The organism is Streptomyces canus, assembly GCF_001514145.1.
In the GTDB taxonomy this organism is placed as follows: domain Bacteria; phylum Actinomycetota; class Actinomycetes; order Streptomycetales; family Streptomycetaceae; genus Streptomyces; species Streptomyces canus.
Genome location: NZ_KQ948658.1, coordinates 235,294 through 261,620 on the forward strand (window position 1 = coordinate 235,294; position 26,327 = coordinate 261,620).

20 protein-coding genes and 1 pseudogene are annotated in these 26,327 nt (G+C 71.1%); 8 read left to right on the forward strand and 13 right to left on the reverse strand.

What is annotated here, in order from left to right; all coding sequences use genetic code 11:
- Positions 1-194: 194 nt before the first annotated feature.
- Positions 195-2,792, reverse strand: a complete 2,598-nt coding sequence (pepN, locus tag AQJ46_RS10550; RefSeq protein WP_059205822.1) for an aminopeptidase N — start codon at positions 2,790-2,792, stop codon at positions 195-197.
- Between the two features lie 136 nt (positions 2,793-2,928).
- On the opposite strand from pepN, the gene AQJ46_RS10555 reads away from it, so the two are divergent.
- Entirely contained in the window at positions 2,929-3,591 is a 663-nt protein-coding gene (locus AQJ46_RS10555) for a mycothiol-dependent nitroreductase Rv2466c family protein (protein ID WP_059205320.1), read from the forward strand.
- A gap of 194 nt (positions 3,592-3,785) precedes the next feature.
- Here AQJ46_RS10555 and AQJ46_RS10565 read toward each other — a convergent pair whose 3' ends face one another.
- Positions 3,786-5,237 carry an FGGY-family carbohydrate kinase gene (locus tag AQJ46_RS10565; RefSeq protein ID WP_059205322.1) on the reverse strand — a complete coding sequence of 484 codons (1,452 nt, stop codon included), beginning with the start codon at positions 5,235-5,237 and terminating at the stop codon, positions 3,786-3,788.
- Between the two features lie 13 nt (positions 5,238-5,250).
- Entirely contained in the window at positions 5,251-6,294 is a 1,044-nt protein-coding gene (locus AQJ46_RS10570; protein WP_059205323.1) for a 2-hydroxyacid dehydrogenase, read from the reverse strand.
- Between the two features lie 97 nt (positions 6,295-6,391).
- Between AQJ46_RS10570 and AQJ46_RS10575 the strand changes: the two genes are divergently transcribed.
- The 3 genes from AQJ46_RS10575 to AQJ46_RS10585 are packed head-to-tail and all read left to right on the forward strand — an operon-like array spanning position 6,392 to position 9,283.
- The gene (locus AQJ46_RS10575; protein ID WP_059205823.1) at positions 6,392-7,822 is read left to right on the forward strand and encodes an FGGY-family carbohydrate kinase; all 1,431 of its coding nucleotides are present in this window, start codon (positions 6,392-6,394) and stop codon (positions 7,820-7,822) included.
- A gap of 48 nt (positions 7,823-7,870) precedes the next feature.
- Complete coding sequence (locus AQJ46_RS10580; RefSeq protein ID WP_059205324.1) at positions 7,871-8,494, forward strand: histidine phosphatase family protein; 624 nt, start codon at positions 7,871-7,873, stop codon at positions 8,492-8,494.
- Between the two features lie 12 nt (positions 8,495-8,506).
- Complete coding sequence (locus AQJ46_RS10585) at positions 8,507-9,283, forward strand: SAM-dependent methyltransferase (RefSeq protein ID WP_059205325.1); 777 nt, start codon at positions 8,507-8,509, stop codon at positions 9,281-9,283.
- A 49-nt stretch (positions 9,284-9,332) separates the two neighbouring features.
- Here the strand turns inward: AQJ46_RS10585 and AQJ46_RS10590 are convergent, their stop codons facing one another.
- The 7 genes from AQJ46_RS10590 to AQJ46_RS10620 form a co-directional block, all read right to left on the reverse strand.
- A complete protein-coding gene (locus tag AQJ46_RS10590) occupies positions 9,333-10,718 on the reverse strand; it encodes an amino acid permease (protein WP_059205326.1) in 1,386 nt (461 codons plus the stop codon).
- 112 nt (positions 10,719-10,830) lie between these two features.
- On the reverse strand, positions 10,831-11,727 hold the full coding sequence (locus tag AQJ46_RS10595; RefSeq protein WP_059205327.1) for a TauD/TfdA dioxygenase family protein: 897 nt from the start codon (positions 11,725-11,727) through the stop codon (positions 10,831-10,833).
- Positions 11,728-11,741: 14 nt separating this feature from the next.
- The gene (locus AQJ46_RS10600) at positions 11,742-13,079 is read right to left on the reverse strand and encodes an LLM class flavin-dependent oxidoreductase (protein ID WP_059205328.1); all 1,338 of its coding nucleotides are present in this window, start codon (positions 13,077-13,079) and stop codon (positions 11,742-11,744) included.
- The gene (locus AQJ46_RS10605; protein WP_059205329.1) at positions 13,076-13,801 is read right to left on the reverse strand and encodes an ABC transporter ATP-binding protein; all 726 of its coding nucleotides are present in this window, start codon (positions 13,799-13,801) and stop codon (positions 13,076-13,078) included. The genes AQJ46_RS10600 and AQJ46_RS10605 overlap by 4 nt, the downstream gene beginning before the upstream one ends.
- The gene (locus tag AQJ46_RS10610) at positions 13,777-14,625 is read right to left on the reverse strand and encodes an ABC transporter permease (RefSeq protein ID WP_059205330.1); all 849 of its coding nucleotides are present in this window, start codon (positions 14,623-14,625) and stop codon (positions 13,777-13,779) included. The genes AQJ46_RS10605 and AQJ46_RS10610 overlap by 25 nt, the downstream gene beginning before the upstream one ends.
- The gene (locus AQJ46_RS10615) at positions 14,622-15,689 is read right to left on the reverse strand and encodes an ABC transporter substrate-binding protein (protein WP_059205331.1); all 1,068 of its coding nucleotides are present in this window, start codon (positions 15,687-15,689) and stop codon (positions 14,622-14,624) included. The genes AQJ46_RS10610 and AQJ46_RS10615 overlap by 4 nt, the downstream gene beginning before the upstream one ends.
- Positions 15,690-15,843: 154 nt before the next feature.
- Positions 15,844-17,067, reverse strand: a complete 1,224-nt coding sequence (locus AQJ46_RS10620; RefSeq protein ID WP_059205332.1) for an ROK family transcriptional regulator — start codon at positions 17,065-17,067, stop codon at positions 15,844-15,846.
- Between the two features lie 422 nt (positions 17,068-17,489).
- On the opposite strand from AQJ46_RS10620, the gene AQJ46_RS10625 reads away from it, so the two are divergent.
- Positions 17,490-18,065, forward strand: a complete 576-nt coding sequence (locus AQJ46_RS10625) for a biotin transporter BioY (protein ID WP_059205333.1) — start codon at positions 17,490-17,492, stop codon at positions 18,063-18,065.
- 107 nt (positions 18,066-18,172) lie between these two features.
- On the opposite strand, the gene AQJ46_RS10630 is transcribed toward AQJ46_RS10625, so the two are convergent.
- On the reverse strand, positions 18,173-18,892 hold the full coding sequence (locus AQJ46_RS10630; protein WP_059205334.1) for an LPXTG cell wall anchor domain-containing protein: 720 nt from the start codon (positions 18,890-18,892) through the stop codon (positions 18,173-18,175).
- A 239-nt stretch (positions 18,893-19,131) separates the two neighbouring features.
- Between AQJ46_RS10630 and AQJ46_RS59020 the strand changes: the two are divergent.
- Positions 19,132-19,894 (forward strand): annotated as a pseudogene (locus AQJ46_RS59020) (serine/threonine-protein kinase); the annotation flags it as partial.
- Between the two features lie 2,012 nt (positions 19,895-21,906).
- On the opposite strand, the gene AQJ46_RS10640 reads toward AQJ46_RS59020, so the two are convergent.
- Complete coding sequence (locus tag AQJ46_RS10640; RefSeq protein ID WP_059205335.1) at positions 21,907-23,319, reverse strand: amino acid permease; 1,413 nt, start codon at positions 23,317-23,319, stop codon at positions 21,907-21,909.
- Between the two features lie 204 nt (positions 23,320-23,523).
- On the opposite strand from AQJ46_RS10640, the gene AQJ46_RS10645 reads away from it, so the two are divergent.
- Positions 23,524-24,009 (forward strand): ribose-5-phosphate isomerase, encoded by a 486-nt coding sequence (locus tag AQJ46_RS10645; RefSeq protein WP_059205336.1) that lies wholly within the window; start codon positions 23,524-23,526, stop codon positions 24,007-24,009.
- A 163-nt stretch (positions 24,010-24,172) separates the two neighbouring features.
- On the forward strand, positions 24,173-24,982 hold the full coding sequence (locus AQJ46_RS10650) for an Fpg/Nei family DNA glycosylase (protein WP_059205337.1): 810 nt from the start codon (positions 24,173-24,175) through the stop codon (positions 24,980-24,982).
- Positions 24,983-24,992: 10 nt separating this feature from the next.
- On the opposite strand, the gene AQJ46_RS10655 is transcribed toward AQJ46_RS10650, so the two are convergent.
- Positions 24,993-26,222 (reverse strand): GNAT family N-acetyltransferase, encoded by a 1,230-nt coding sequence (locus AQJ46_RS10655; protein WP_107117242.1) that lies wholly within the window; start codon positions 26,220-26,222, stop codon positions 24,993-24,995.
- Positions 26,223-26,327: the final 105 nt, after the last annotated feature.

Genomic DNA, 26,327 nt, shown 5'->3' on the forward strand with positions numbered 1-26,327 from the left:
CCCGCGTTCGGACCGCCCGATAACCGCTGTTACACGCCTGTCGACAAATACGGACAAGGCAGTACTAAAGGACGGGTGTTCGGGTGCCGACCAGGGAGTGAAAACCCCTGGTCCATTCGGGTGAGGCCAGGGGTTACGGCTGCTATTGAACGGATTTCGTAACGGCTACCGGGAGCCCAAGCTCAGGCCAAAGGTCATCCGTGGTTGACGGCCTGCGCATCGCACTCCTGCCCCCGCAGCGCCCGCGCCAGATCGTCCCGCCCCTCCAGCACCAGCCTCCGCAGCGCCGGTGCCGCGTCCTCGTGGGCCGCGAGCCACGCGTCCGCCGCGTCCAGCGTCGTCCGCGGGTCCTGGAGGGAGGGGAACAGCCCGGAGACGGTGTTCATCGCGATCTGGATCGAACGGTCCTGCCAGATCCGCTCGATCACCGCGAAGTACTTCTCCGAGTAGGGCTCCAGCAGATTGCGCTGGGACGGCTGGTTGAACCCCGAGATGGTCGCCTCGGCCAGGGCGTTGGAGAGCGCGTCGGACTCCACGACCTGCGCCCACGCCTGCGCCTTGACCGCCTCGGACGGACGGGCGGCCAGGCAGCGGACCTGATGGCGCTTGCCGGACGCGGTGTCGTCGCGGGCGAGCTCGGCGGCCAGTGCCTTCTCGTCGGCCAGACCCCACACGGTCAGCGGCTGCAGGAACGCCCACCGCAGCTCCTGGTCGACGTCCAGCCCGTCGATGGCCGCCGTGCCGTCCAGCAGGCCCTGCAACAGGTCCAGGCCCGCCGGGCTCTCGGCCGTCCGCGCGAAGAACCGCGCCCACGCCAGCTGCTGCTCGCTGCCCGGCCCGGCGGCGAGCAGCTCCCGCTCGGCCCCCTCGGCGAGCAGCCCCGCACCCCGCTCGCGCCACTCGGGCGCCGCGTAGTGCACCACCGCCGACTCGGCCCAGGCGTGCAGCATCTGCAGGACGCCGATGTCGGACTCACGGCCCGCGAAGCGCAGCACGATGTCGATGAACTCCCTGGCCGGCAGCAGCGCGTCCCGCGTCATGTTCCACAGCGCCGACCAGCACAGGGCGCGGGCGAGCGGGTCGGTGAGATCACCGAGTCCCGACTTCAGGGTCTCCAGGGACCCCGCGTCGAAGCGGGTCTTGCAGTACGTCAGGTCGTCGTCGTTGACCAGCACGAGCTCCGGCGCCTCGGCACCGGCCAGCTCCGCCACGACCGTCCGCGGGCCGTCGACGTCCACCTCGGCGCGCGCGTACCGCTCCAGAGCCCCTTCGGGCGTACGCCGGTACAGGCCCACCGCCACCCGGTGCGGCCGCAGCTCCGGGTGGTCCGCCGGGGCAGGAGCGGCCGCCTCCTGCACGACCGCCAGCTCGTCGACCCGCCCCTCGGCGCTCAGCAGCACCTGCGGGGTGAGGGAGTTGACCCCGGCCGTCTGGAGCCAGGACCGCGCCCACGCGCCCATGTCCCGCCCGCTGGTCTCCTCGAGCACCGACAGCAGATCGCCGAGGCGCGTGTTGCCGTACGCGTGCCGCTTGAAGTAGCGCCGCGCGCCCTCCAGGAACGCGTCCTGGCCGACGTACGCGACGAGCTGCTTCAGTACGGAGGCGCCCTTGGCGTACGTGATGCCGTCGAAGTTGAGCTTGGCGTCCTGGAGGTCGCGGATGTCGGCGGTGATGGGGTGCGTGGAGGGCAGCTGGTCGGCTCGGTAGGCCCAGGCCTTGCGGCGGTTGGCGAAGGTGATCCAGGCGTCCTTGAAGCGGGTCGCGCCGACGTTCGCGAAGGTGCCCATGAAGTCCGCGAAGGACTCCTTCAGCCACAGGTCGTCCCACCAGACCATGGTGACCAGGTCGCCGAACCACATGTGCGCCATCTCGTGCAGGATGACGTTGGCCCGGCCCTCGTAGGACGCCTGGGTGACTTTGCCCCGGAAGATGAACTCCTCGCGGAAGGTGACGAGCCCCGGGTTCTCCATCGCGCCGAGGTTGTACTCGGGCACGAACGCCTGGTCGTACTTCCCGAAGGGGTACGGGTAGTCGAAGTGGTCGTGGAAGAAGTCCAGGCCCTGCTTGGTGACCAGGAAGACGTCGTCGGAGTCGAAGTGGGGGGCGAGCCCCTTGCGGCACAGGGCGCCGAGGGGGATCTCCAGCCGGGTGCCGTCCTCGAAGACGCGCTCGTAGGAGTCCGTCACATAGTGGTACGGCCCCGCCACCACGCAGGTGATGTACGTCGAGATCGGCTTCGTCTCCGCGAACCGCCACACGCCGTCGCTCTCCGAGCCGACGCCGTTGCTCCAGACCACCCATCCCTGCGGCGCCCGCACCTCGAAGCGGAACGGCGCCTTGAGGTCCGGCTGCTCGAAGTTCGCGAAGACGCGGCGCGAGTCGGCCGGCTCGTACTGCGTGTAGAGGTAGACCTCGCCGTCCTCGGGATCGACGAAGCGGTGCATGCCCTCGCCGGTGCGGGAGTAGGCGCACTGGGCGTCGATCACCAGTTCGTTGTCGGCGGCCAGGTCCTCCAGGGCGATCCGGGAGCCGTCGAAGACCGCGCCCGGGTCGAGGTCCCGGCCGTTCAGCGAGACCGCCGTGACGCTCGGCGCGATCAGGTCCGCGAAACTCGTGGCGCCCGGCTCGTTGCACCGGAAGCGGATCGTGGTCACGGACCGGAAGGTGCGCGGGCCGTCCCCGGCCTGGTCGCCGACCGCCGAGCGCAGGTCGAGGGACACGTCGTACCCGTCGACGGACAGCAGGGCGGCCCGCTCCCGGGCCTCGTCGCGGGACAGATTCTCACCGGGCACGGGCGGTACTCCCTCGGATGTGTTCAGCATGCGGACAGGCCCGATCCTGCCATGTGCTCCTGACATCGGTCAGCCGGGAATGGGGTGGGCGACGAACGGTGTTGCGGGTTGAAACGAACACTTCTCTAGGAGACGCATGTCCGACACCGCGAACGCCTCCGGCAAGACTCCCGTCGGCTTCTGGTTCGACCCGCTGTGCCCCTGGGCCTGGATGACCTCCCGCTGGGTCCTGGAGGTGGAGAAGGTCCGGGACATCGAGGTGCGCTGGCACATCATGAGCCTGGCCGTGCTGAACGAACCGAAGATCGACGAGCTGCCCGAGGAGTACCGCGAGCTGCTGGAGACCAAGGCCTGGCAGCCGATCCGGGTGGTCACCGCGGCCTGGCAGAAGCACGGCTCCGACATCCTCGGCCCGCTGTACACCGCGCTCGGCACCCGTATCCACAACGAGGGCCAGGGCCCGACGCGCGAGGCCGTCGAAGGCGCCCTGGCGGAGGTCGGCCTGCCCGCCGACCTGATCGAGTACTTCGACCAGAAGGACTTCGAGTTCGACGCCGAGCTGCGCGCCTCCCACAAGGAAGGCATCGACAAGGTCGGCCAGGACGTCGGCACCCCCGTCATCGCGGTCCCCGGCCCCGACGGCGAGGAGATCGCCTTCTTCGGCCCGGTCGTCACCCCGGCCCCCAAGGGCGAGGAGGCCGCCCGCCTCTGGGACGGCACCGTGGCGGTCGCCTCGGTCCCGGGCTTCTACGAGATCAAGCGCACCCGCACCAAGGGCCCCGACTTCAGCAACCTGTAGTCACTTCTCCGGCTTGGGGAAGGACCCCCCGTCGTTCTGGTCCCCGCGCCGCTGATACCGCAGACACCCTTCACGCGCGCACCGGAAGTACGAGCCCAGGCTGGTGTGCCTGGGCTTGTGCTCCCGTACGAACTTCTGCTCCTCGCCGGTGAGCGCCCGAAACTCCTGAAGGGACCCACCGCAGTTCGAGCACCTCATGAACACCCTGTGCCTCGCAGCTGACGTCCGGCCGCTTCCCGCGCGACATCCAACCGTGCCACATGCTCCTCGTACCCCTTCGCGTAGTACGAGGCCCGCCCCGGATCCGGCTCGACGATCGCCGTAGGCGCGGTCCAGGCCCCCGCGTCCAGCGAGACCCCGTACCGCTCGGCCGCAGCCAGCACCGCTCCCCGGGCCCCGACCTCCCCCTCCACGACCCGCAACGGCCGCCCCAGCACATCGGCCAGCAACCGCATCCAGGCGGGACTCCGCGTCCCCCCACCGCACACCGCCAGGGACCCCGTCAGCCCGGCCGCCTCCAGACAGTGCCGGGCCGCGTACCCGATGCCCTCGCAGGTCGCGCGGATCAGATCCGCCTTGGTCGTCTCCAGCGAGACCCCGCTGAGCTCGGCCCGCAGATGCGGCTCGACGAACGGAGCCCGCTCCCCGGAGGGAGCGAAGTACGGCAGCACCCGGACCCCGTGCGCCCCCGGCGGGGTCGCCGCCAGCAGGTCGTCGACCTCCGCATGCGTGACGCCCGTGGTCGACAGCACCCAGTCCAGCGCCGCCGTCCCCACCATCGCCGGCATCGCCCGCAGCCGGTGCCCGGGCCGGTCGGTGGAGATGTACAGCCCGGCCGGCTCCCCGGTCAGGTCCAGCTCGGTGGTGGCGACGAGCGCGGCCAGACAGGTTCCGACGATGAGGAGTCCGTCGCCCGGCGCGGTGACCCCGGCGCCCAGCGCGCAGGCCGGCAGATCGTACGGCCCGTTCGAGAGCCGCGTCCCGGACGGCAGCCCCTCGCCCCGCGCCTCGCCCGTGGCGATCGGGTCGCCGATCGGGGGGAGCAGCCTTCGGCGACGGGTGAGTCCCAGCACCTCGACCACCCGGTTGTCGTACGTCCGTGTCCGAGGGTCGAGGAAGGGCATGGACGCGTCCGACACGTCCGTCGTCGCCCGCGCGGCACCCGTCAGCCGCTGGAAGACCATGTCCTTGCAGTACACGGCGGTCGCGGCGGCATCCAGGGACTTCGGGTCGTACCGGTCGAGCCAGGCCAGCAACGGCCCCGGCGAGCCGGGGAACATCGCGCCGCCGGTCCGCCGGAACACCGTCTCGAAGGTGCCGTCCGCCAGCCACTGGTCGAGCAGTTCGTGGGCCCGGCCGTCCATCCAGGACAGCGCCGAACGCACCGGCCGCCCCTCCTCGTCGACCAGCCACACCCCGTCGCCCTGACCGGTCAGCCCGGCCAGCTCCACCGGCTGAGGCACCCGCCCGGTCAGCTTGCCGAGGACGTCGACGACGGCGTCGTAGACCTCCGCCATGTCCTGCTCGACGAACCCGCCGTGCAGGGAGAGCTCCACCGGGCGTGACTCGACGGCCAGTTGACGGCCCCCGCTGTCGAAAGCGGCGGCCTTGACTACGGACGTGCCCACATCGATACCGACGTACATGTTGCCTCCCGGCTCAGGTCAGACAGTGCGCCAACGGCTCCCCCCGCACCCAGCGGCCCACCTCCTCCGCCGCGATCCTCGCCGCCTTCTCGGCCACCGCGCGGCTCGCCCCGCCGAGGTGCGGGGTCAGGACGACCCGGTCGGCCAGGGCGTGCAGCCGGGAGTCCGGGGCCAGCGGCTCGTGCGCGTAGGTGTCGAGGGCCGCCGCCGACAGCCGGCCGGCCTCCAGTGCGTCGCACAGGGCGCTCTCGTCGAGGAGCGGACCGCGGGCCACGTTCACCACGACCGCCCCCTGGGGTAGCAGGGCCAGTTCGCGGGCGCCGATCAGGCCGCGGGTCTCGGCGGTGAGGCGGGCGTGCAGGGTGATCACCCGGGAGCGGGTGAGGAGCTGGTCCAGCGAGGACACGCGCAGGCCGTGGATCTCGCCGCGCACATAGGGGTCGTACACCATGACCTGCGCGCCGAAGGCACACAGGACACGCGCGACCCTGCTGCCGACGGCGCCGTAGCCGACGAGTCCGACGGGCAGGTCCTCCAGCTCCAGGCCGCTGTTCTCGTACGTGTAGTAGGCGGCGCCGCCCTCCCAACTGCCCTGTCCGGCCAGCAGGTCGTGGGCCTGCGGGATGCGGCGCACGGCGGCCAGCAGCATGCCGACGGTGAACTCGGCGGTGGCGGCGGCATTGCGGCCGGGCGCGAAGCACACCCGTACGTCACGGGCCTTGGCCGCGTCGAGGTTCACGTTGACCGGGCCGCCCCGGCACACGACGACCAGCCGCAGGCTGTCGGCGGCGTTCAGCACCCGCTCGGTGACGGGGCCCATCTGGGTGACGAGGACCTCCGCGCCGTCCAGCGCCTCGATCAGCTCGTCCTCGGCGTCGCTCGCCTCCGTCACCTCCGCCACCGGCCCGAAGGGTTCCAGCGGCCAGCCGAGCCTCACCTCCTTCGTGTCCGCGGCGATGTCGCCCAGCTCGGCCTCGACGGCCCCGGCGATCAGCCCCGGCAGTACGAAGTGGTCGCCGGCCGCCACGACACGTACGGGATCGGTCCTCTGGGTCATCGTCGACCTCCGGATCGTCGCTTCACTGTCACGATGTTGAGCCGCGGGTCCGGGGTACGCATAGACCCCGTGCGGGTGGGAGGCCCCGATGACAGAGATGACAGACGAGAACGAGACGGTGTGGCTGGGGATCGACCTCGGCACACAGAGCGTCCGCGCGCTGGCGGTCACGGCCGGCGGAACCGTGCGGGGCCGGGGTTCCGCCCCGCTCGGCGGCCGGCGCGAGGGCGGGCGGCACGAACAGGATCCGGGGGAGTGGTGGGAGGCCGTGCGTACGGCGTCCCGTTCCGCGCTCCTCACCCTGACGGGCGTACGGATCGGCGGACTCGCGGTGTGCGGGACGTCCGGGACGGTGCTGCTGACGGACCCGGAGGGGCGGCCGACGAGCCCGGCGCTCATGTACGACGACACACGCGCGGCGGGCGAGGCGGCTCGGCTGCGGGAGACGGGGCTCGCGGTACAGGACACCTGGGCGCTGCCGAAGGCGCTGTGGCTCGTCGGCGCGCACGGGAAGGGCCGGGTCACCCACCAGCCCGACACCGTCACCGCCCGGCTGGTCGGCAGGCCGGTGCCGGCCGACTCCAGCCATGCCCTCAAGACGGGCTACGACCTCGAGCGCGACGCCTGGCCGGACATCGCCCTGGACCTCCCCGACGTCGTCCCGCCCGGCACCCGTCTCGGCGAGGTCTGCCCGGCCGCCGCGGAGGCGACCGGCATCCCCGCCGGGACCCCCGTCATCTCCGGGATGACCGACGGCTGTGCGGCCCAGATCGCGGCGGGCGCCCTGCGGCACGGATCCTGGAACTCGGTGCTCGGTACCACCCTCGTGCTCAAGGGAGCGACCCCGGACCCGGTGCGCGACCCCACCGGCGTGGTCTACAACCACCGCGCACCGGGCGGTACCTGGCTGCCCGGCGGGGCGTCGAGCGTGGGCGCGGGGGCGCTGCCGGCGGACGTGGACCCGGTAACCATGGACGAACGGGCCGCCGCCTTCGAGCCGTCCGGCGCGGTCGCGTACCCGCTGGTCTCCCGGGGCGAGCGGTTCCCGTTCCTGGCCCCGGACGCCACCGCCCTCCTCCTGGGCACCCCCGCCGACGACGCCGACCGCTGGGCCGGGATCCTCCAGGGCGTCGGGTTCGCGGAGCGCCTGTGCCTGGACTACCTGCACCACCTGGGCGCGCCGCTCGACGGCCCCCTCACCTTCACCGGCGGCGCGGCCCGCAGCCCGTACTGGAACCAGCTCCGCGCCGACATCCTCGGCCGCCCGGCCCGCGTACCCGAACAGACCGAACCGGCCCTGGGAATGGCCGCGTTGGCGCTGCACGGCACCACGGGCACCCCCCTGGCGGAGGCCGCCGAGCACATGGTCCGCATCCGCACGGTCGTGGAGCCGCGCCCCGGCCGCACGGCTCTCTTCGCCGACCCGTACGCCCGTCTCGTCGGCGAACTCACCGCGCGCGGCTGGCTTTCGGCGCAGGTGGCGGCCCACGCGCGCGCCCGGCTCGACCGGGACACCACGGCATCCTGAAGACGACCGACCGTGACCGACCGCAGAGAACCTGGAGACCGCCCCCACATGAGCACGACGCTGCTGCTGGCCCGGCACGGACAGACCATCTGGCACGCCGAGAACCGCTACGCGGGGGTGAGCGACATCGGGCTCACCGACGAGGGCCGCGCCCAGGCGGAGGCGCTCGGCCGGTGGGCCGCCGTGCACCGCCCCGACGCGATCTGGACGTCCCCCCTCTCCCGGGCGATCGCCACCGCCGACCCCGCCTGCCGTGCCCTCGGCGTCGCCCCGCGGCGCGAACCCGACCTCAGGGAGTGCGACTTCGGGGTGGTGGAGGGCCGTACCCTCGCGGAGTTCGCCGCGGAGGTGCCCGAGGCGGCGGAGGCCTTCCGGGCGGACCCGGTGACGTATCCCTTCCCCGGCGCGGAGGACCCGCGCGAAGCCGCCGCCCGGGGAGCCGGCGCCCTGCGCCGCATCGCCGCCGCCCACCCCGACGAGCGCGTCCTGGTCGTCGCCCACAACACCCTGCTGCGGCTGGTGCTGTGCACGCTGCTGTCGATCCCGCTCGGGGAGTACCGCAGAGTGTTCCCGCGGTTGCGCAACGCGGCGATCACCGAACTGCGCCTCGGCGAAGACGGATCCGCCGCACTTCTCTCACTCAATGTGCCGTGCGAGACGGACAGGTCGTAGCACGATGGGCCCATGACGGAGATCGACACCTCGGTGCCGCATTCGGCCCGGATCTGGAACTACTGGCTCGGCGGCAAGGACAACTACCCCGTCGACGAGGCGGCCGGCGACGCCTACACGGCCGTCTTCCCCGGCATCGTCACGATCGCCCGCAGCAGCCGCGCCTTTCTCGGCCGCAGCATCCGGTACCTGGTCGAGGAGGCGGGCGTCCGCCAGTTCCTGGACGTCGGCACCGGGCTGCCCACGGTCGACAACACCCACGAGGTCGCCCAGCGCTTCGCCCCCGAATCGAAGATCGTCTACGTCGACAACGACCCGCTGGTCCTCGCCCACGCCCGCGCCCTTCTCACCTCCGCACCGGAAGGCGCGACGGCGTACGAGGACCTGACGCTCTACGAGCCGGAGAAGGTCCTTCAGGCGGCCTCCCGGACCCTCGACCTCACCCGTCCGACCGCCCTGATCCTCAGCGGCATCCTCGGCCATGTCACCGACTACGACCTGGCCCGCGACCTGGTCCGCAGGCTGGTGGCGGGCCTGCCCTCCGGCAGCTACCTCTGCGTCAACGACGGCTCCCGCGGCACCGACCCGGACTACGAGCAGGCCCAGGACGCCTACAACGAGACCGGCGCGGTGCCCTACCTCCTGCGTCCGGTCGACAAGATCGAGGCGTTCTTCGAGGGCCTGGACCTGGTGGACCCGGGCGTGGTGTCGGTCCCGCTGTGGCGCCCGGACGGCGACGCGACCCCCGCTCCGATCGGCCAGCACGGGGGTGTGGGGCGAAAGGCCTGAGCCCACTGGCCTGATGGGCAACCCCCGCGAGTCACGTCCTCGCGGGGAGTCAGGCCTCGGTGCGCGCCCTCTGCCACGCGTACCCCGCGCCCGCCAGGACCAGCGTCATGCCGCCCGTCCAGTACAGCTGGACGCGGGTGTCCGGTTCGCGGGCCATCAGGACGAGGATCGTGGCCATGCCCGCCAGGGCGACCCAGGTCAGGTAGGGGAAGGCCCAGGTGCGGACGGCAAGCCGCTCGGGGGCCTCGCGTTCCAGGGCGCGGCGCAGCCGCAGCTGGGAGACGGCGATGAAACCCCAGACGACGAGGATGACCGCGCCGATCATGTTGAGGAGCCAGGCGAAGACGTCGTCGGGGCGCCAGTAGCTGAGGACCACGCAGACGAAACCGAAGACGCTGGAGGCGAGGACCGCCAGGCGCGGGACACCGCCGGAGACGCGCCCCAGGGTGCTGGGGCCGAGGCCCCGCTCGACCAGGGAGTAGGCGATGCGGGAGGAGCCGTAGACGTTGGCGTTCATCGCGGAGAGGAGGGCGATCAGGACGACCACGTTCATGAGCTGCCCCGCCCCCGGGATGCCCAGTTCGTCGAGGGCGGCCACGTACGGGCCCTTCTCCACGACCGCCGTGGAGTCCCAGGGGACCAGGGTGACGATGAGCGCCATCGAGCCGATGTAGAACAGCGCGATGCGCCACATCGCCGTCCGGACCGCGCTCGCCACCCCGCGCACCGGGTCCTCGGACTCGGCGGCCGCGATGGTGACCGTCTCCAGGCCGCCGTACGCGAAGACGGAGGCGAGCAGGCCGACGACCAGGCCCTCGCCGCCGCCGGGGAAGAAGCCCCCGCGGCCGGTGAGGTTCTCGGTGCCCGGGGCGTCCGTGCCGGGCAGGACACCGGCGATCGCCAGCACCCCGAGGACCAGGAACAGGCCGATCGCGCCCACCTTCAGGGCCGCGAACCAGAACTCGAACTCGCCGAAGTTCTTCACCGCGGCCAGGTTCGTGGCGCAGAAGACCACCATGAACAGGGCCACCCAGGCCCATTCGGGGGTCCCCGGCAGCCAGCCGGTCACGATCTTCGCGGCGCCGATCCCCTCCAGGCCCACGGCCGTGCACAGCAGGATCCAGAAGGACCAGCCGGCGGTGAAGCCCGCCCAGGGGCCGAACGCCCGCTCGGCGTGCGCGGAGAAGGAGCCGGAGGAGGGGTACGCGGCCGACATCTCGCCGAGCATCCGCATCACCAGCATCACGAGGAGGCCGGAGAGCGTGTAGGCGAGGACGATCGAGGGCCCGGCGGCGGCGATCCCCGCGCCGGAACCGACGAACAGTCCCGCGCCGATCACCCCGCCGAGGGCGATCATCGACAGATGGCGCTGCTTGAGGCCGTGGGTGAGGGAGGCGTCCGACTCTTGTGGAGCCTTGACGGTGGTGCTGGGCATGGGCGGGTTCGTCCAGTGCGTGAGACGGGCAAAAACGCCCACAGTCTGGGCGGCCTCCCCAGGTCAAAGGGGAGGCCGCTCACCATACGGACACCGGCCGAACCCGCTGTGACTACGCCGCTACGGCCGTGTAGTGCGAGGCGTCGCCCTCGATCGAGTAGCTCTCCTTGCCCTCGATGCCCACCGGCACGTCCCCGGCGACGGTCACCCGGTGCAGCCGCCGCGGCAGACCGTCGTAGTTGTCGACGGCGTAGTGCTGGGTGATGCGGTTGTCGAAGAGCACGAGCTGGTTCTCCGACCAGCGGTGCCGCAGCAGGTTCTCCGGCCGGGTCACATACGCCTGGAGCAGGTCGAGGACCTTGCGGGACTCACTCACCGACAGGCCCACGATCCGCTGCGCGAACCCGCCGATGAACAGCCCGCGTTCACCGGTCAGCGGGTGCACCCGGACCACCGGATGGGCCGTGCGGAACTTGATCGAGGTGAACTGGGCCCGCCGGGCGGCCTGTTCCTCGTCCACCGTCTCCTCCGGTACGGCGTAGTCGTAGTCGTTGGTGTGCTCGGCCCACAGACCGTCGGCCAGCCGGCGCAGCGGCTCCGGCAGATTCCGGTACGCGGCCGCCGAGTTGGAGATGAGCGTCTCGCCGCCGTACGGCGGGATCGTCAGGCTGCGCAGGGTGCTGGCCTGCGGCGGGTTGAGGACGAACGTGACGTCGGTGTGCCAGTTGTTGGCGGCGCGTCCCTCCTCGCTGTCGACGGGCAGGACGTTCGGGGCGCCGTCCACGGCGGGCACGGTCGGGTGGGCGGTGGTGAGCTCGCCGAACTGACGGGCGAAGGCCTGCTGACCCTCGTCGTCGAGGTTCACGTCACTGAACACGAGCGCCTTGTGGACGTTGAGGGCGTCCCGGAGGGCGGTGGCCGTCTCCTCGTCGAGCGGCCTGGAGATGTCGACACCGGAGACGTGGGCGCCGATGCGGGCGGTGACCTTGCGGATCTCGATACCGGACATGGGAGTGGTCCTTCCTAGGCGTGGACGGGCTGGGCGTACTGGTTCGCGGGGCGCGGAAGGCCGTAGCGCTCTCGCAGGGTCTGTCTCGGCCCGTACTCCGTGCGGAGCAGACCGCGGGTGCGCAGGATCGGGACGACGTGGTCGACGAACGTGTCCAGGCCGGACGGCAGGACCGGGGGCATGATGTTGAAGCCGTCGGCGGCGCCCTGCGTGAACCAGGTCTCTATGGCGTCGGCGACCTGCTCGGGCGTACCGGCGAAGGTGAGATGGCCGCGCCCGCCGCCGAGCCGCCCGATCAGCTGCCGCACGGTGAGACGGTCGCGCCGGGCCAGCTCGACGACGAGCGTGTAGCGGCTCTTGGCGCCCTCCACGGCGGACTCCGGCGGCAGGTCGGAGGGGAGCAGCCGGTCCAGCTCCAGGGAACCCGCGGGCAGTTGCAGCAGCCGCTCCAGGTTGGCCACGCCGTGGTGATGCACGATGTGCTCCTCCAGCTCCCGCTCCTTCGCGAGCGCCTCGGCCTCCGTGGCGCCGATGACGGGGACGATGCCGGGGAGCACCTTGATGTGGTCGGGGTCCCGGCCGGCCGCGGCGGTACGGGACTTGAGGTCGGCGTAGAAGGCCCGGGCGTCCTCGATGGTCTGCTGGGCGGTGAACACCGCCTCCGCGTACCGGGACGCGAACGCCTTGCCGTCCTCGCTGGAGCCCGCCTGCACGAGCAGCGGGTAACCCTGGGGCGTGCGGGGCACGTTGAGCGCGCCCTCGACGCTGAAGTACGTCCCCTGGTGCCGAGGCGGGTGGATCTTCGTGTCGTCGCCCCAGACGCCGGCGGCCTTGTCGCCGACGATCGCGTCGTCCTCCCAGCTGTCCCAGAGCTTGAGGGCCACGTCGAGGAACTCGCCGGCCCGGGCGTACCGGTCCGCGTGCGCGGGCTCGTGCTCGAGACCGAAGTTGCGGGCGGCCTCCTTGCCCGCGGTGGTGACGATGTTCCAGCCCGCCCGGCCACCGCTGATGATGTCCAGCGAGGCGAACTTCCGGGCCAGGTTGTAGGGGGAGTTGTAGGAGGTCGATGCGGTCGCGATCAGCCCGATGTGCTCGGTGGCCGTCGCCAGCGCGGTCAGCAGGGTGAGCGGCTCCAGCGCACCGGCGGGCCGCTGGGCGAGGCTGCTCCACAACTGCGGCCCGTCGGCCAGGAAGAGCGAGTCGAAGGTGCCGCGCTCGGCGATCCGGGCCAGGCGGATGAAGTGGTCGAGCGAGACGTGCGCGAACGGGTCGCTCTCGGGGAGGCGCCAGGACGCCTCGTGGTGGCCGGTGTTCATCAGGAACGCGTTGAGGTGGAGCTGTCCGGTGGTCATGCGTGGTCCTCCGTCACACCGAGCGCGGCCAGCAGCCGCTCCCGGTACTCGCCCAGCAGGGGATCCCGGTACGAGCGCGGGTGCGGGCGGTCGATGGTCAGGTCGAGGCCGATGCGGCCCTGTTCGAGTACGAGCACCCGGTCGGCGAGCACGATCGCCTCGTCCACGTCGTGGGTGACGAGGAGGACGGACGGCTGGTGGCGCTTCCACAGCTCCCGCAGCAACGCGTGCATCTTGATGCGCGTCAACGCGTCAAGGGCTCCGAACGGCTCGTCGGCCAGCAGCAGTTCGGGCTCACGGACCAGGGAGCGGGCGAGGGCGGCGCGCTGGGCCTCGCCGCCGGAGAGCTCGTTGGGCCAGGCGCGTTCGCGGCCCTGGAGACCCACCTCGGCGAGCGCCTCCCGGCCCCTGTCCTCGCCGTCCGTGCCCAGCAGGACGTTGTCCAGCACCCGCCGCCAGGGCAGCAGCCGTGAGTCCTGGAAGACCACGGACACCCTTTCGGGAGCCGTGAGCCGGCCGCTTCCCACGACCTCGTGGTCCAGCCCCGCCACCGCCCGCAGCAGCGTGCTCTTGCCGGAGCCGCTGTGCCCGAGCAGGGCGACGAACTGTCCGGCCGGGATGTCGAGATCGATGCCGTCCAGGACCGTACGCCCGTCGAACGACCGGGTCAGACCCCGGAGTTGGACGGCGACCCGGGTCAGCTGCTCAGTGTGCGTCGCCATGACAGCACCCTCCGTTCGACGAGACGGACCGCGCTGTCGGAGACCAGGCCGAAGACGCCGTAGACGACGAGACCGACGAGGATCACATCGCTCTGGCCGTAGTTCTGGGCCTGGAACATCATGTAGCCGAGTCCGCTGGTGGCGTTGATCTGCTCCAGGACGACCAGGCCCAGCCAGGAGCCGGTGACGCCGAGCCGCAGGCCCACGAAGAATCCGGGCAGCGCGCCGGGGACGACGATCTGCCGTACGAAGGCGAACCTCGACAGCCCCTGTACCTCGGCGAGTTCGACGAAGCGGTGGTCGATGCCGGACAGCGCGGCATGGGTGTTCAGATAGATCGGGATGTACACGACGATCGCGATGATCGCGACCTTGAAGGTCTCGCCGATGCCCAGCCAGAGGATGAACAGCGGGATCAGACCGAGGGTCGGGATCGCCCGGTTGAGGTTGACCGTCCCGTCGATCAGCGCCTCGCCGGTCCGGCTCAGACCGGAGGCCAGGGCCAGCACGACACCGGCGACGAGTCCGATCACGAAGCCGGTCGCGGCTCGCTGGAGCGAGGTCAGGATGTCGGTGGGCAGGGTCCCGTCGGTCCACAGATGGGCGCCCGTGCGCACCACCGTCCAGGGTGCCGGGATCGCGGCCGGGTCGAGCTGTCCGGCGGCGGAGGCGGCGGCCCACAGGGCGAGGAGGAGGACCGGTCCGGCGAGCCGGGCGGCGGGCAGCCGCCTGCCGGGGGAGAGCCGGCGGCGCCTGCGTACCTGGGGCGTGTCCTTCGCGGGGGCGACCGTGACGGCGGCTTCGGTCGTGGTCACGGCGCTCACCTCCGGTACTCCGCGGCCACGGACTTCGCGGCGATGCCCTCGAAGCGGTGGTCGAAGAGGTCGCCCACGTCGAACTTCTTCACGAAGCCGCCCTCCGCCAGCAGATCCGCGGTCTCCTGCTCCCACTTGATCGCCTCGCCCCAACTCGGCGGGAACAGAGGCTTGTTGGCGAGCGCGGTGACCGCCTTGGCCTGGGCGAGGGTCAGGTTCTGCGTCTTGACGTAGAACTGCTCGTTCCAGATGTCGGGGTTCTCGTACGCCCACACCTGGCCCTTGGCCCAGTACGGGATGTAGGCGGCGACCGCGGCGGCCTTCGCGGAGTCGGCCAGCACGGAGGTCGGCGCCCACAGCAGGGTGAGCAGGTCGACGACGTCGGTGGTGACGGCGTGGGCGCCCTTGGCCTCGTACTGCGACAGATAGGAGGGCGCCTGGCTGTTGGCGAGCGGCGCGATGTCCACCTGGCCCGACTGCAGAGCGGTGAAGAACTGGTTGCTGGTCAGCGGGACGAGCTTGACGTCGTCGTAGGCGATGCCGGCCTTCTTCAACGCCCGAAGGAGGACGACGCCTTGGGCCTGCCCCTGGGAGAAAGCGAGCCGCTTTCCCTTGAAGTCCTGGACCGTGCGGATGTCGCTGCCGGGCTTGGTGGCGAAGAGATAGCTCGGTTTGCGGGTGATGTTGATGGCGACGATCTTCGCGTCGAATCCCTGGTAGTGCGCCTGGATCGGCGGAATACCCGCGTTGGTGGCGACATCCAGGGAACCCGCGCGGAAGGCGTTGATGACATCGGGCCCTGCGGCGATATTGGGCCAGCTCGACACCTTGAACGGAAGCGCACCCAACTTGCCCAGTTTCAATTGGAGTTGCTGGATGCCGAGATACGAGGCGATCTTCAGGCTGGTACCCGCCGGGACCTTCGCGGCGAGCGGGGCGGACAGGGCGTCCTTGCTGTCTGCGGCGGCACTGCTTCCTGCGCAGCCGCTGAGCCCGGCGACGCCGGCCGCGGCACCGAGGATCGAGGAGAGGAACAGACGCCGGTCGATGCCGGACGTACGGGAAACAGGCATGGGAGAGCTCCCGGAATCAGCGCCGGAACAGCGCAGGGGAAAGCACGAAGAAGGAGAATCAACGCAGGGGGAATGAGCGCGTCACGCGGGGCAGCGTGTCAGCAACAAAGGGTGCGACAGTACAGGTGCGGGCTCATGAACAGGATGTTCGCGGTCATGCGGAGGCTCTGTCAACATTCGGAGTTTCTGAATTAATTCCGCTCAGGTGGGAGAGGGTGAGCGGATCCCGGTAGAGCACGTCGAGGGCCACCGCGCCGCCCGCCACGGCGAGCACGGAATCCGGGAAACCCGTGGGCATCACGGAATTCGCGCGTTCGCTGCCGACCCCCTCGCGCAGGGCGGCGAGGCAGTCCTGCCGGTGCATGACACCGATCTCGGTCACCACGACCGTCTCCGGGTTCAGCACGTCCAGCAGCAACCGTGCCGCCCGTCCGACGGCACCCGCACGCTCCACCAGCAGCCGTACCCCCTCCGGATCGCCCGCGGCCGCCGCCGCGACCACATGCATCGGGTTGTCGCCCTCGATGACCCCCGCCTGCCGGGCCCGCCGGCACAGCGTCCGCTCGCTCAACTCGGCCTGGAGGCAGCCGGTCCGGCCGCAGTCGCAGGGCTCGGTGCCGCCCGGCACCGGCAGATGGGCGATGGTGCCCGCCTGGGAGCGCGGCCCGTGGTGCACCTCGTCGTTGGTGGCGAACGCCGCGTCCACCACGTTGCCGACGAACAGATGCAGCACGCTCCGGCTGCCGCGCGCCCGCCCGAACAGCCGCTCCGCGTTGACCAACGCCCGCGCGTGCCCGTCCACATGGACCGGCAGCCCGGTGCGGGCGCTCAGTACCTCCCGTACCGGCACCTCGTGCCAGCCGAGCAGGGGGTGCTCGACGACGGTCCCGGAGTCCCGGTCCACCCAGCCGCCGACGGCCACGCCGATGCCGAGCGGCCGGCAGCCGGGGGCGGCGTCCAGCAGAGCCCCGAGCGCTTCGGCGGCCCGCGCCAACACCAGCTCGGGAGCGGTGTGTTCGTGCTTCAGCTCGCGGCGCGCCAGCACCCGGCCGCGCAGATCGAGCAGCGCGACCGTGGTGTACGGCACCGCCACGTGCACGCCGCCGACCACGAACCGTGAGTCGTCCAGGTCGACGGGGACGTGCGGGCGGCCCACGCCGTTCGACCGCCGGGGCACGGCCGACTCGCGGATCAGGCCGAGTTCGCTGAAGCGGGCGCAGTAGTCGGTGACGGAGGCCGGGGACAGCCCGGTCAGCCGGGAGATGGTGCTGCGGGCCACCGGGCCGTGCTCCAGCACGGACCGCAGGACCACACTGGCGCTGGTCCGGCGCCGGGACATGGGAGTCGGGGTGACAGGGGATGCCTCGGTACGGGGCATGGAAGACCGTCCTCGGGAACGGGGGCCGACACGTCTCGGAGGATGAGGCGCGCCGGAGCCCGCCTCACGCCGGACGGCGACAGACGGCCGTGCCCACACGTCGCAGATCGACGTGGCGACGCGAGGAGAAGTACCGGGACTGGGCGACCATGACTGGAAGAGTAGGCCAGGAACGGTGAATCCGACCAGAGCACTAGGATTCGTTTGGAGATTCCCCACAGTGGTGTGAACAGCGCCCCTGTCTCCCCGGCCACCTCACCTCAGTGACAGGTGTCACGCCAAACCCGGTGTAACCCCCACTCTTTGTCCGGAGCCCACCAAGCCCCCGTTCCCCGCTTTGTCGGGCGCTGACGGTGATCGGCCGGAGCGCGCTGGGATAGCGTCACGAGGTCCCTCGCTGTCCACACCCTCGCGGAGTACCCATGAGCACCGCCGTCGCCCCCCGTCGCACCGGCCAGGTCCTCGCCGACCTGATCCCCGCCTCCCGCGTCCGGGACGTCGCGCTCGTGGTGGGCGGTGCCGCGCTCACCGGCCTCGCCGCGCAGCTTTCCGTCCCCGTGCCGGGCTCCCCGGTGCCGGTGACGGGTCAGACCTTCGCCGCGCTGCTGGTCGGCACGACCCTCGGTGCCCGCCGTGGTGTCGCCTCCCTCGCGCTGTACGCGCTGGCAGGCCTCGCCGGTCTCCCGTGGTTCGCCCAGGGCACCTCCGGGATCTCCGTCTCCTTCGGCTACATCCTCGGCATGATCCTCGCCTCCGCCGCCGTCGGTGCCCTGGCCCGCCGCGGTGCCGACCGCTCGCTGCTGCGCACGGCGGGCACGATGCTGGTCGGCGAGGCGATCATCTACGCCATCGGCGTCCCCTACCTCGCCTACGCCGCAGACATGTCGGCCTCCGCCGCGATCGCGGCCGGCCTCACCCCGTTCCTCCTCGGTGACGCCCTCAAGGCCGCTCTGGCGATGGGCGTGCTGCCCACCGCCTGGAAGCTCGTCAAGCGCTGACACTCCTCCCGACTTCGTCGTCGGTCGAGGTGTTCATGCCGGACATGGTGGAGGCATGACCTGACAACTTCCGTCAGGTCATGCCTCCGTCGGTTATGCGCTCCGGATCAGCAGGCGGTGCGCCGCGGCCGCCGCTGCGACCACCACAGCCCGGCCACGCCCGCCGCCATCAGCGAGGCGCCCGCGGCCCCGAGCGGCAGCAGGTCCCGCCCGACACCGGTCTTGGGCAGTTCGTCACCACCGGGTGCCACCGGCTTGTTGTCGGTGCCCAGCAGCAGCGGGGTGGCCGGGGCGTTCGGCGACGGGTTCGTCGTACCGAAGGGAACCGGTCCCTGCTGCCAGAACGTCTTCTTCCCGTCGCCGGTCTGCACCGGCAGACAGATCTTGCCGGTCTTCTTGAGATCGAATGTCGCGTCGACGGCGTACGACTTCGACTTACCGGCCGCGAGATTGTCGACGGGGCAGGCGAAACCGCTGTTCGAGCCCTCCGGCAGATCCTTTTCTTCAATCGGAGAGCAGCCTTGAACGTTTTTGACCGTCATGCCGTCGAAACCGACGACCAAAAGCCTGATCTTTCCGCTGTCCTTGCTCCCGTCGTTCTTCACGGTGGCCGTGAGACCGGTCTTCTGCGAGCTGTTGTCGACGGAGATCGTCCCGGGCAGTGTCGTCGTCAGCTCCACGCCCGCCGGTGCCTCGTCAACGGCCTTTCCCCCCTTACTGCTTGCGGGTCCCTCGTCCGCGCTCGCGGTGACGGAAAAGATCATCACCGTCGAGAAAGCTGCCGTGACCAGCGATCCGGCAATGGTCGTCATACGACGAGAACTCATGTTCGTCCCCCTTGGCTGCGCCTGAATTCGCAGTACTTGAAGAGGTACCACAAGATTTCTCCGCACTATGCTGGTACGGCGCGAAGTGTGACCATTGTGTTCCACTCGGGGCATCGTTGAGGGGGTGCAGCGGATTGCCGGGGAATACGGGAGACACGGGAAATGCGAGGAACGGCGGAGTTCCAGGGCTCCTGGTGACGGGACGCTATCGCCTGGTCGAGAGCATCGGCCAGGGGGGCATGGGGCGGGTGTGGCGAGCCGCCGACGAAATGCTCGACCGGCAGGTCGCGGTCAAGGAGATGCGGATCGACGGCCTCGACGCGGAGGACACCCGCACCCGACGTGAACGGACCCTGCGCGAGGCCAGGGCGACGGCCCGGATCGACCACCCGAACGTCGTACGGGTCTACGACGTCGTGGACGAGGGCGAACGCCTGTGGATCGTCATGGAGTTGGTCAACGGCCGCTCCCTGGAACGGATGACGGTGGAGGACGGCCCGCTGGGCCCGCGCGAAACGGCGCTCCTCGGCCTGGGGTTGGTGCAGGCGCTCCGCCAGGTCCACGCGCGGGGAGTCCTGCACCGGGACATCAAACCCGGCAACGTCCTGGTGGAGTCCGCCGACCGCGCCGGGCACCGGATCGTGCTGACCGACTTCGGCATCGCCGCGATGCAGGACGCCAAGGCGCTCACCATGGTCGGCATGCTCGTCGGCTCCCCCGACTACATGGCCCCCGAGCGGGTCTCGGGCCGCCCCCAGGGGCCGCCGTCGGACATCTGGTCCCTGGGAGCGACGTTGTGCGCGGCCCTGGGCGGTCGCTCCCCGTTCTCCCGCGACACCACCCTGGCCACGCTGCACGCCGTCCTCTACGAGGAGCCGGAACTCCCCGCCGCGGCGGGCCCGTTGACCGACATCCTGGCGGCCCTGCTGGAGAAGGACCCCTCGATACGCCCGGCCCTGGACGACGTGGAGTCAGCCCTGCACACGGTCGCGTTCCCCACGCCCACACCAACGTTGAGGATCGGGGCGGGAGACGACATCGGGACGGCGGAACCAGGCGAGCGGCGGGGGTCGAGCCTGGATGCCGGCGAAGCGGACGAGCAGGGACCGGCGGAGGGGCGCAGGCGTGAAGAGGGGGCCGGGGCCGCGCGGGGGCCCGTGGCCGGAGAGGAAGGGGACCGGGAGCATCGGCTGGGAAACCCGGGGCGGGTGGACCCTGAGCGGGCGGCGGGGCCCGGGCGGGATGGCGGGGCCGGGGCCGCGCGAGGGCCCGTGGCCGGAGAGGAAGGGGACCGGGAGCATCGGCTGGGAAACCCGGGGCGGGTGGACCCTGAGCGGGCGGCGGGTCCCGGGCGGGATGGCGGGGCCGGGGCCGCGCTGGGGCCGGTGGCCGGAGAAGAGGAGGAGGGGGAGCGTCGGCAGGGGGACCCGGGGCGGGTGGACTCTGTGCGGGCGCCGGGTGAGCGTCAAGGGGACTCTGCGCGGGCGTCGGCTGTAGGACGGGCGGACCCTGTGCAGACCGCGGGGCCCGGGCGGGATGAAGGGGCGCAGACGTCGGAGGCGGCGCCGGTGGCGGCGCGGGATCCGCGGGTGCCGGAGCCAGAGCCGGAGACGGGGCCCGAGGCGGCCGTACGTGAGCCTGCCATGGTGGAGCCGTCGGATGCCGTGCCGCCAGGCTTTGCCCCCTCGGGTGGGGCCGGTGACGAGGGTTCGGGCGCGCCGTCGAACGGTTTCCCGGCGCTCGCCGAAGTCGTGGCGGCGGAGCCCGAACCCCCCACCCCCGCCGAGCCGTTCTCGACCGACCGTGTCGCCAGTGCGTCCAGCGAGGCCGCCTCCGAGGAGCGTTCGGAGGTCCGGTCGGAGACGCCGTCCGGGAGCGCGGTGGGAGCCGTACTCCGGGCGGGTGCCACCACGGCCAGTACGCCCCTCGCCAGCGCTCCTACGCAGGACTCCCTCTCGGCGGGCGCCCCCACGGAGCACTTCCCGATGCCGGACGCACCTACACGGGACACTCCCACGCGCGCGGCCTCCGCCCCCACCCGGGTCGGCCCCGGCGTCTCCCTGGTCCGCGGCAAGCAGGCCGTACCCGACCAACACGCCCATCCCGGTCCTACGTCCGGGTCGGGAGCCACGGGCACCCCGGCAGGCACCGGTACCTCCCGCATCGACGGCCCCGCTGCCAACCTCCGTACCGACCCCAGCTCCACCGACGGTCAGGATCCCGGCCCCGCCCTGGTCCTCGGCCCCCACCCCCACCGCATGCCCCCGGGCGAACCCCCCGGCCCCGCCCGCCCCGCCACCGGCCACCGCGGCCGCCGTCGAACCGCCCTGGTCGCCGCCGGAAGCACGGTCGCCGCAGGCGCCGCCGTGGTCGCGATCATCCTCGCCACCACCTCCGGCTCGCCCGGTGACGACAAGGCGGGCGGCTCCCCGTCCGCCTCGGGCTCCGCTTCCGTCTCCGCCCCGGAATCCGGCGTCTCCACCCCCGCCGGCACCCCGTCCTCCACCGTCGAGGGCACCTCCCGCCCCCGTTCGCTCCCGCCCGGCGCACACGAGGAGGCCGGTGGGTTCGCGTGGGCGACCCCCACCGGCTGGCGGCGGGACGTGAAGACCGGGGCGGAGGTCCACTACACCTCGCCCGACGGAAAGCAGGAACTCGCGGCCAAGTCGTCCCTCGCCCGGGGCGACTTGATGGAGACCTGGCGGACCTCCGAGCAGAACGCCCACCAGGGCCAGGACTACGCCAAGATCCGCCTGGAGGAGACGACGTTCCGCGATCACCCGGCGGTCGTGTGGGAGTACACCTTCACCCTCGACGGCATCCCCTGGCACGCCCAGCTGCTCGGCTTCAACGCGGGCGACACGTCGTACCAGATCAACACCTGGTACCAGCCGGACACCGAGACGCAGGCCCTCAAGACGTACGAGAAGGTGAAGGCCAGCTTCACCGTCCTGTGAACGCATACGCGAAGGGCCCCGCGGCACAACGCCACGGGGCCCCGGTCACACGCCTGTTCAGCCGACGGAGACCTTGTCCGTCACGTCACCGGCCGAGGCGGCACCCACCCGCCCGCGCCCGACCTTCTCCTTCACCACGGCGATGACCAGCACCACCGCCGCGACGAGCAGCGACAGCAGCACGGTCTCCCGCCCGTCGTGCTCCGTGTCGGTCAGCATGTACCCGAGGACGAACACGATCAACGCGGCCGTCGCCCAGGTCAGATACGGGTACAGCCACATCTTCACGACCAGCTTCTCCGGCGCCTCGGCCTGGATGATCTTCCGCATCCGCAGCTGCGAGAAGCAGATGACCAGCCACACGAACAGGGCCACCGCACCGGAGGAGTTGACGAGGAAGAGGAAGATCTTGTCGGGGGAGAGGTAGTTGAAGAAGACGGCGACGAAGCCGAACACCACCGACGCGAGGATCGCGGCCATCGGCACACCCCTGCCGTTGACCCGCGCGAACGCCTTGGGCGCGTCGCCCCGCTCGCCGAGCGAGAAGGCCATCCGGGAGGCCGTGTACAGGCCGGAGTTGAGGCAGGACAGCACCGAGGTCAGCACGATGAAGTTCATGATCTGACCGGCGTGCGCGATCCCGAGGGAGTCGAGCGCGGCGACGTAGGAGCCGTTGTCCTGGATGGACTTGGAGTCCCACGGGATCAGCGTGACGACGACGAAGATGGAACCCAGGTAGAAGACCGCGATACGCCAGATGATGCTGTTGGTCGACTTGGTCACGGCCCGCTGCGGGTCCTCCGACTCGCCGGCGGCGAGCGTCGCGATCTCGCTGCCCATGAAGGAGAAGACGACGAGCAGTACACCGGTGAGGATGGCGCCGGGCCCGTTGGGCAGGAAACCGCTGTGGTCGGTCAGGTTGGAGAGCCCCGCCTGGTCGGCGTCGACGCCGGGCAGGACACCGAACACGGCGAGCAGACCGATGACGATGAACGCCCCGATCGCCACGACCTTGATTCCGGCGAACCAGAACTCGAACTCGCCGTAGGACCCGACGGAGACGAGATTGGTGGCGGTCAGCACCACCATCACGATCAGCGCCCACCCCCACTGCGGTACGGCGGGTATCCACCCTTCGAGGATCTTGGCACCGGCGGTCGCCTCGACGGCGAGCACGACGACCCAGAAGAACCAGTAAAGCCAGCCGATGGAGAAACCGGCCCAGCGCCCGAGCGCCCGGTCGGCGTGCGCCGAGAAGGAGCCGGAGTTCGGATTCGCGGCGGACATCTCACCGAGCATCCGCATCACGAGGACGACCAGCGTGCCGACGAGCGCGTACGACAGCAGGATGCCGGGTCCTGCGGTGGCGATACCGGAGCTGGAGCCCACGAAAAGGCCCGCTCCGATGACACCGCCAATGGCGATCATCGAGAGGTGACGGTTCTTGAGTCCGGCCTGGAGACCAGTCATACGGGGAATTCCTTCGTGCCGGGTGGGGGGATCCCGTACGAGCGGTGTACGGGTCGGTCCAGTGAATCGGAGGCGAAGAAGTTCGTGAACCTTTGAATCCAGATCGTTACTTGAGGTTTGCTTGAGGTTCCATTGTTGGGTTCACGGTTTTCCTGGCCGACACCCGGGGCTGCTGCCCTGAAACAGCCGTGTCACACTCATCCCATGCGCGTGTATCTCGGCTCCGACCATGCGGGCTTCGAACTCAAGAACCACCTCGTCGACTGGCTCAAGGCGGCCGGTCACGATGCGGTCGACTGTGGCCCCCACATCTACGACGCCCAGGACGACTACCCGCCGTTCTGCCTCCGTGCCGCCGAGCGCACGGCTGCCGACCCCGATGCCCTCGGCATCGTGATCGGCGGCTCAGGCAACGGTGAGCAGATCGCGGCGAACAAGGTCAAGGGCGTCCGGGCGTCCCTCGCCTGGAGCGAGGAGACCGCGTCGCTGGGCCGCCGGCACAACAACGCCAACGTCGTCGCGGTGGGCGCTCGCATGCACACCACGGAGGAGGCGACGAAGTTCGTCGAGACCTTCCTCGCGACGCCGTTCTCGGGCGACGAGCGCCACCAGCGCCGCATCGACATGCTGGCCGACTACGAGACGACGGGCGACCTGCCGGCGATCCCGGCGCACCACCCCCAGCAGTAGCGATTCAGCCCCTCCGGCGTTTGAGGAGCGGGGGTCCAGGGGGCGGAGCCCCCTGGGAGCGGGGTCGAAGGGGCGGCAGCCCCTGGAGGACGGGACGGGTAGGGGCGGCGGGGGCGAAAAACCTCCGCGCCCCCGCCCACCCGCAGCCGAAGAAGGAGCCACCGTGCCTGAGGGGCACACCATCCACCGCCTGGCACAGGACTACGCCGAAGCCTTCACCGGCACGGAACCCCGCGTCACCAGCCCCCAGGGCAAGTTCTCGGACGCCGCCGCCCTCCTCACCGGCTCCGAACTCACCCACACCGAAGCCCACGGCAAACACCTCTTCCTCGGCTTCCGCGACACCGACTGGGTCCACATCCACCTCGGCCTCTTCGGCAAGGTCACCTTCGGCGCGACCCCCGCACCGCCACCCACCGACACGGTCCGCCTCCGTCTCGCGAACACCACGGCGTACGTCGACCTCCGCGGCCCCACGACCTGCGCCCTGATCACCCCCACCGAGAAACAGTCGATACACGACCGCCTCGGCCCGGACCCCCTCCGCGAGGACGCCGACCCGCAGGCCGCGTACCAGCGGATCTCCCGCAGCCGTACGACGATCGCCGCCCTCCTGATGGACCAGAAGGTCATCGCGGGCGTAGGCAACGTCTACCGCGCGGAGGTCCTCTTCCGGCACCGCGTCGACCCCTACCGCGCGGGCAAGGACATCACCCCCGCCGAGTGGGACGCGATCTGGACCGACCTCGTCGAGCTCATGCGCGAGGGTGTGCGGAACAACCGCATCGACACCGTCCGCCCGGAGCACACCCCGGAGGCGATGGGCCGCCCGCCCCGCGTCGACGACCACGGCGGCGAGGTCTACGTGTACCGCAGGGCCAACCTGCCCTGTCACATCTGTGGCGGCGAGATCCGCACCGCCGATCTCGCCGCCCGCAACCTCTTCTGGTGCCCGGCCTGCCAGAAACCCTAGACGGCAGGCCCTAGAACCCGTGCGGCAGCCAGGGCGCCACCGCCGACCCGAACCCCACCGCCGCCTCGGTCAACGCCCCCTGCCGCACCTCCCGCACCAGCCCGGCCCCCGCCAGCGAGGCGAGGCTCACGCCACCGAGATAGGCCGCCGCCAACTCCCGTACGGACAGGACGAGATCGGCCGGGTCCGTCGTACGGTCGCACGACGCGCCCTTCGCGTCCCCGCTGAGCCGCCAACGCCCGGAATTCCAGGGGCAGAAGGAGTCCTCGACCTCCAACACCACGTCCACCGGCGTCTGATAGGTCCGCGCCTGCAGCGCCGCCCCGACGTCCACCAGTCGTACATGGAGCGAGTCCCGCACCAGCAGCGAACAGCGCCGGACGTCGGAGACGAGGTACTGCCAGGTCTCGTCGACCGGCCGCCGCCGCACGTCGATCCGCGAGGTGAGGTCGAGGTCGAACAGGAACCGCCACAGCGCGCCGTGCGTGGCCGGATCCAGCGCCTCCAGGTCGGAGACCACCACCGTGCCCTTGGGCCCGGCCGGCTCCCAGTCCGCCTTCACCCGGTACCGCACGAACCCCACGACCTCCCCGTCCCGCTCCGCGACCACACACTGCAGCGGTGAGGCGCCGTCCCGGTCGCTCTCCGGGTCGAGCAGCCACAGCCGCTCCCAGCCGGGGACCCGGGCGATCATCCCGGGCCGCCGCGGCACGAGCCGGGCGTACACCGCCTCGCACGCGTCGAGCACATCGGCGGGCGCCGCGTACCGCAGCCGTACGTCGTCGGTGCCGGGCGGCACGGACAGCCGCACCCGGGTCGTGTCGATGTCGGCGTTGACGTGATAGGTGGCGGCGCCGTACCCGAACCGGCCGTAGATCACCGGCTCGGAGGCCGTGAGCACGGCCAGCGGCTCGCCCCAGGACCGTACGTCGTCCAGCTGGCGCCGCATCATCGAGGTCAGCACCCCGCGCCGCCGGTGCGTGCCGGCCACGCCGACCATGGTGACGCCGGCGGCGGGCACGGAGGCACCGCCCGGCACGGTCATCCGGAAGGCGAACGCCCCCGCCGTGCCCACACACCGCTCGCCGTCCCAGGCGCCGATGAACCGGTCGTCCACGCTGAGCTCACGCCACAGCTCCCGCTCCTCGGCCGACTCCGGGACCCCGCCGAAGGCGCGGACCAGGTTGCCGTACCACTCGTCCCATTCGTCCTGCCGAAGCACCCGCAAGTCAGTCCCCATGAACCATGCCTACCAGGGCATAGCGGTACGAGCGAGGGAATTTTCCCGGGACCCGTCGCCGGCCGGGGTGTGCACGGCCCCCTGGAGACTGTGAAGTTGAACCTC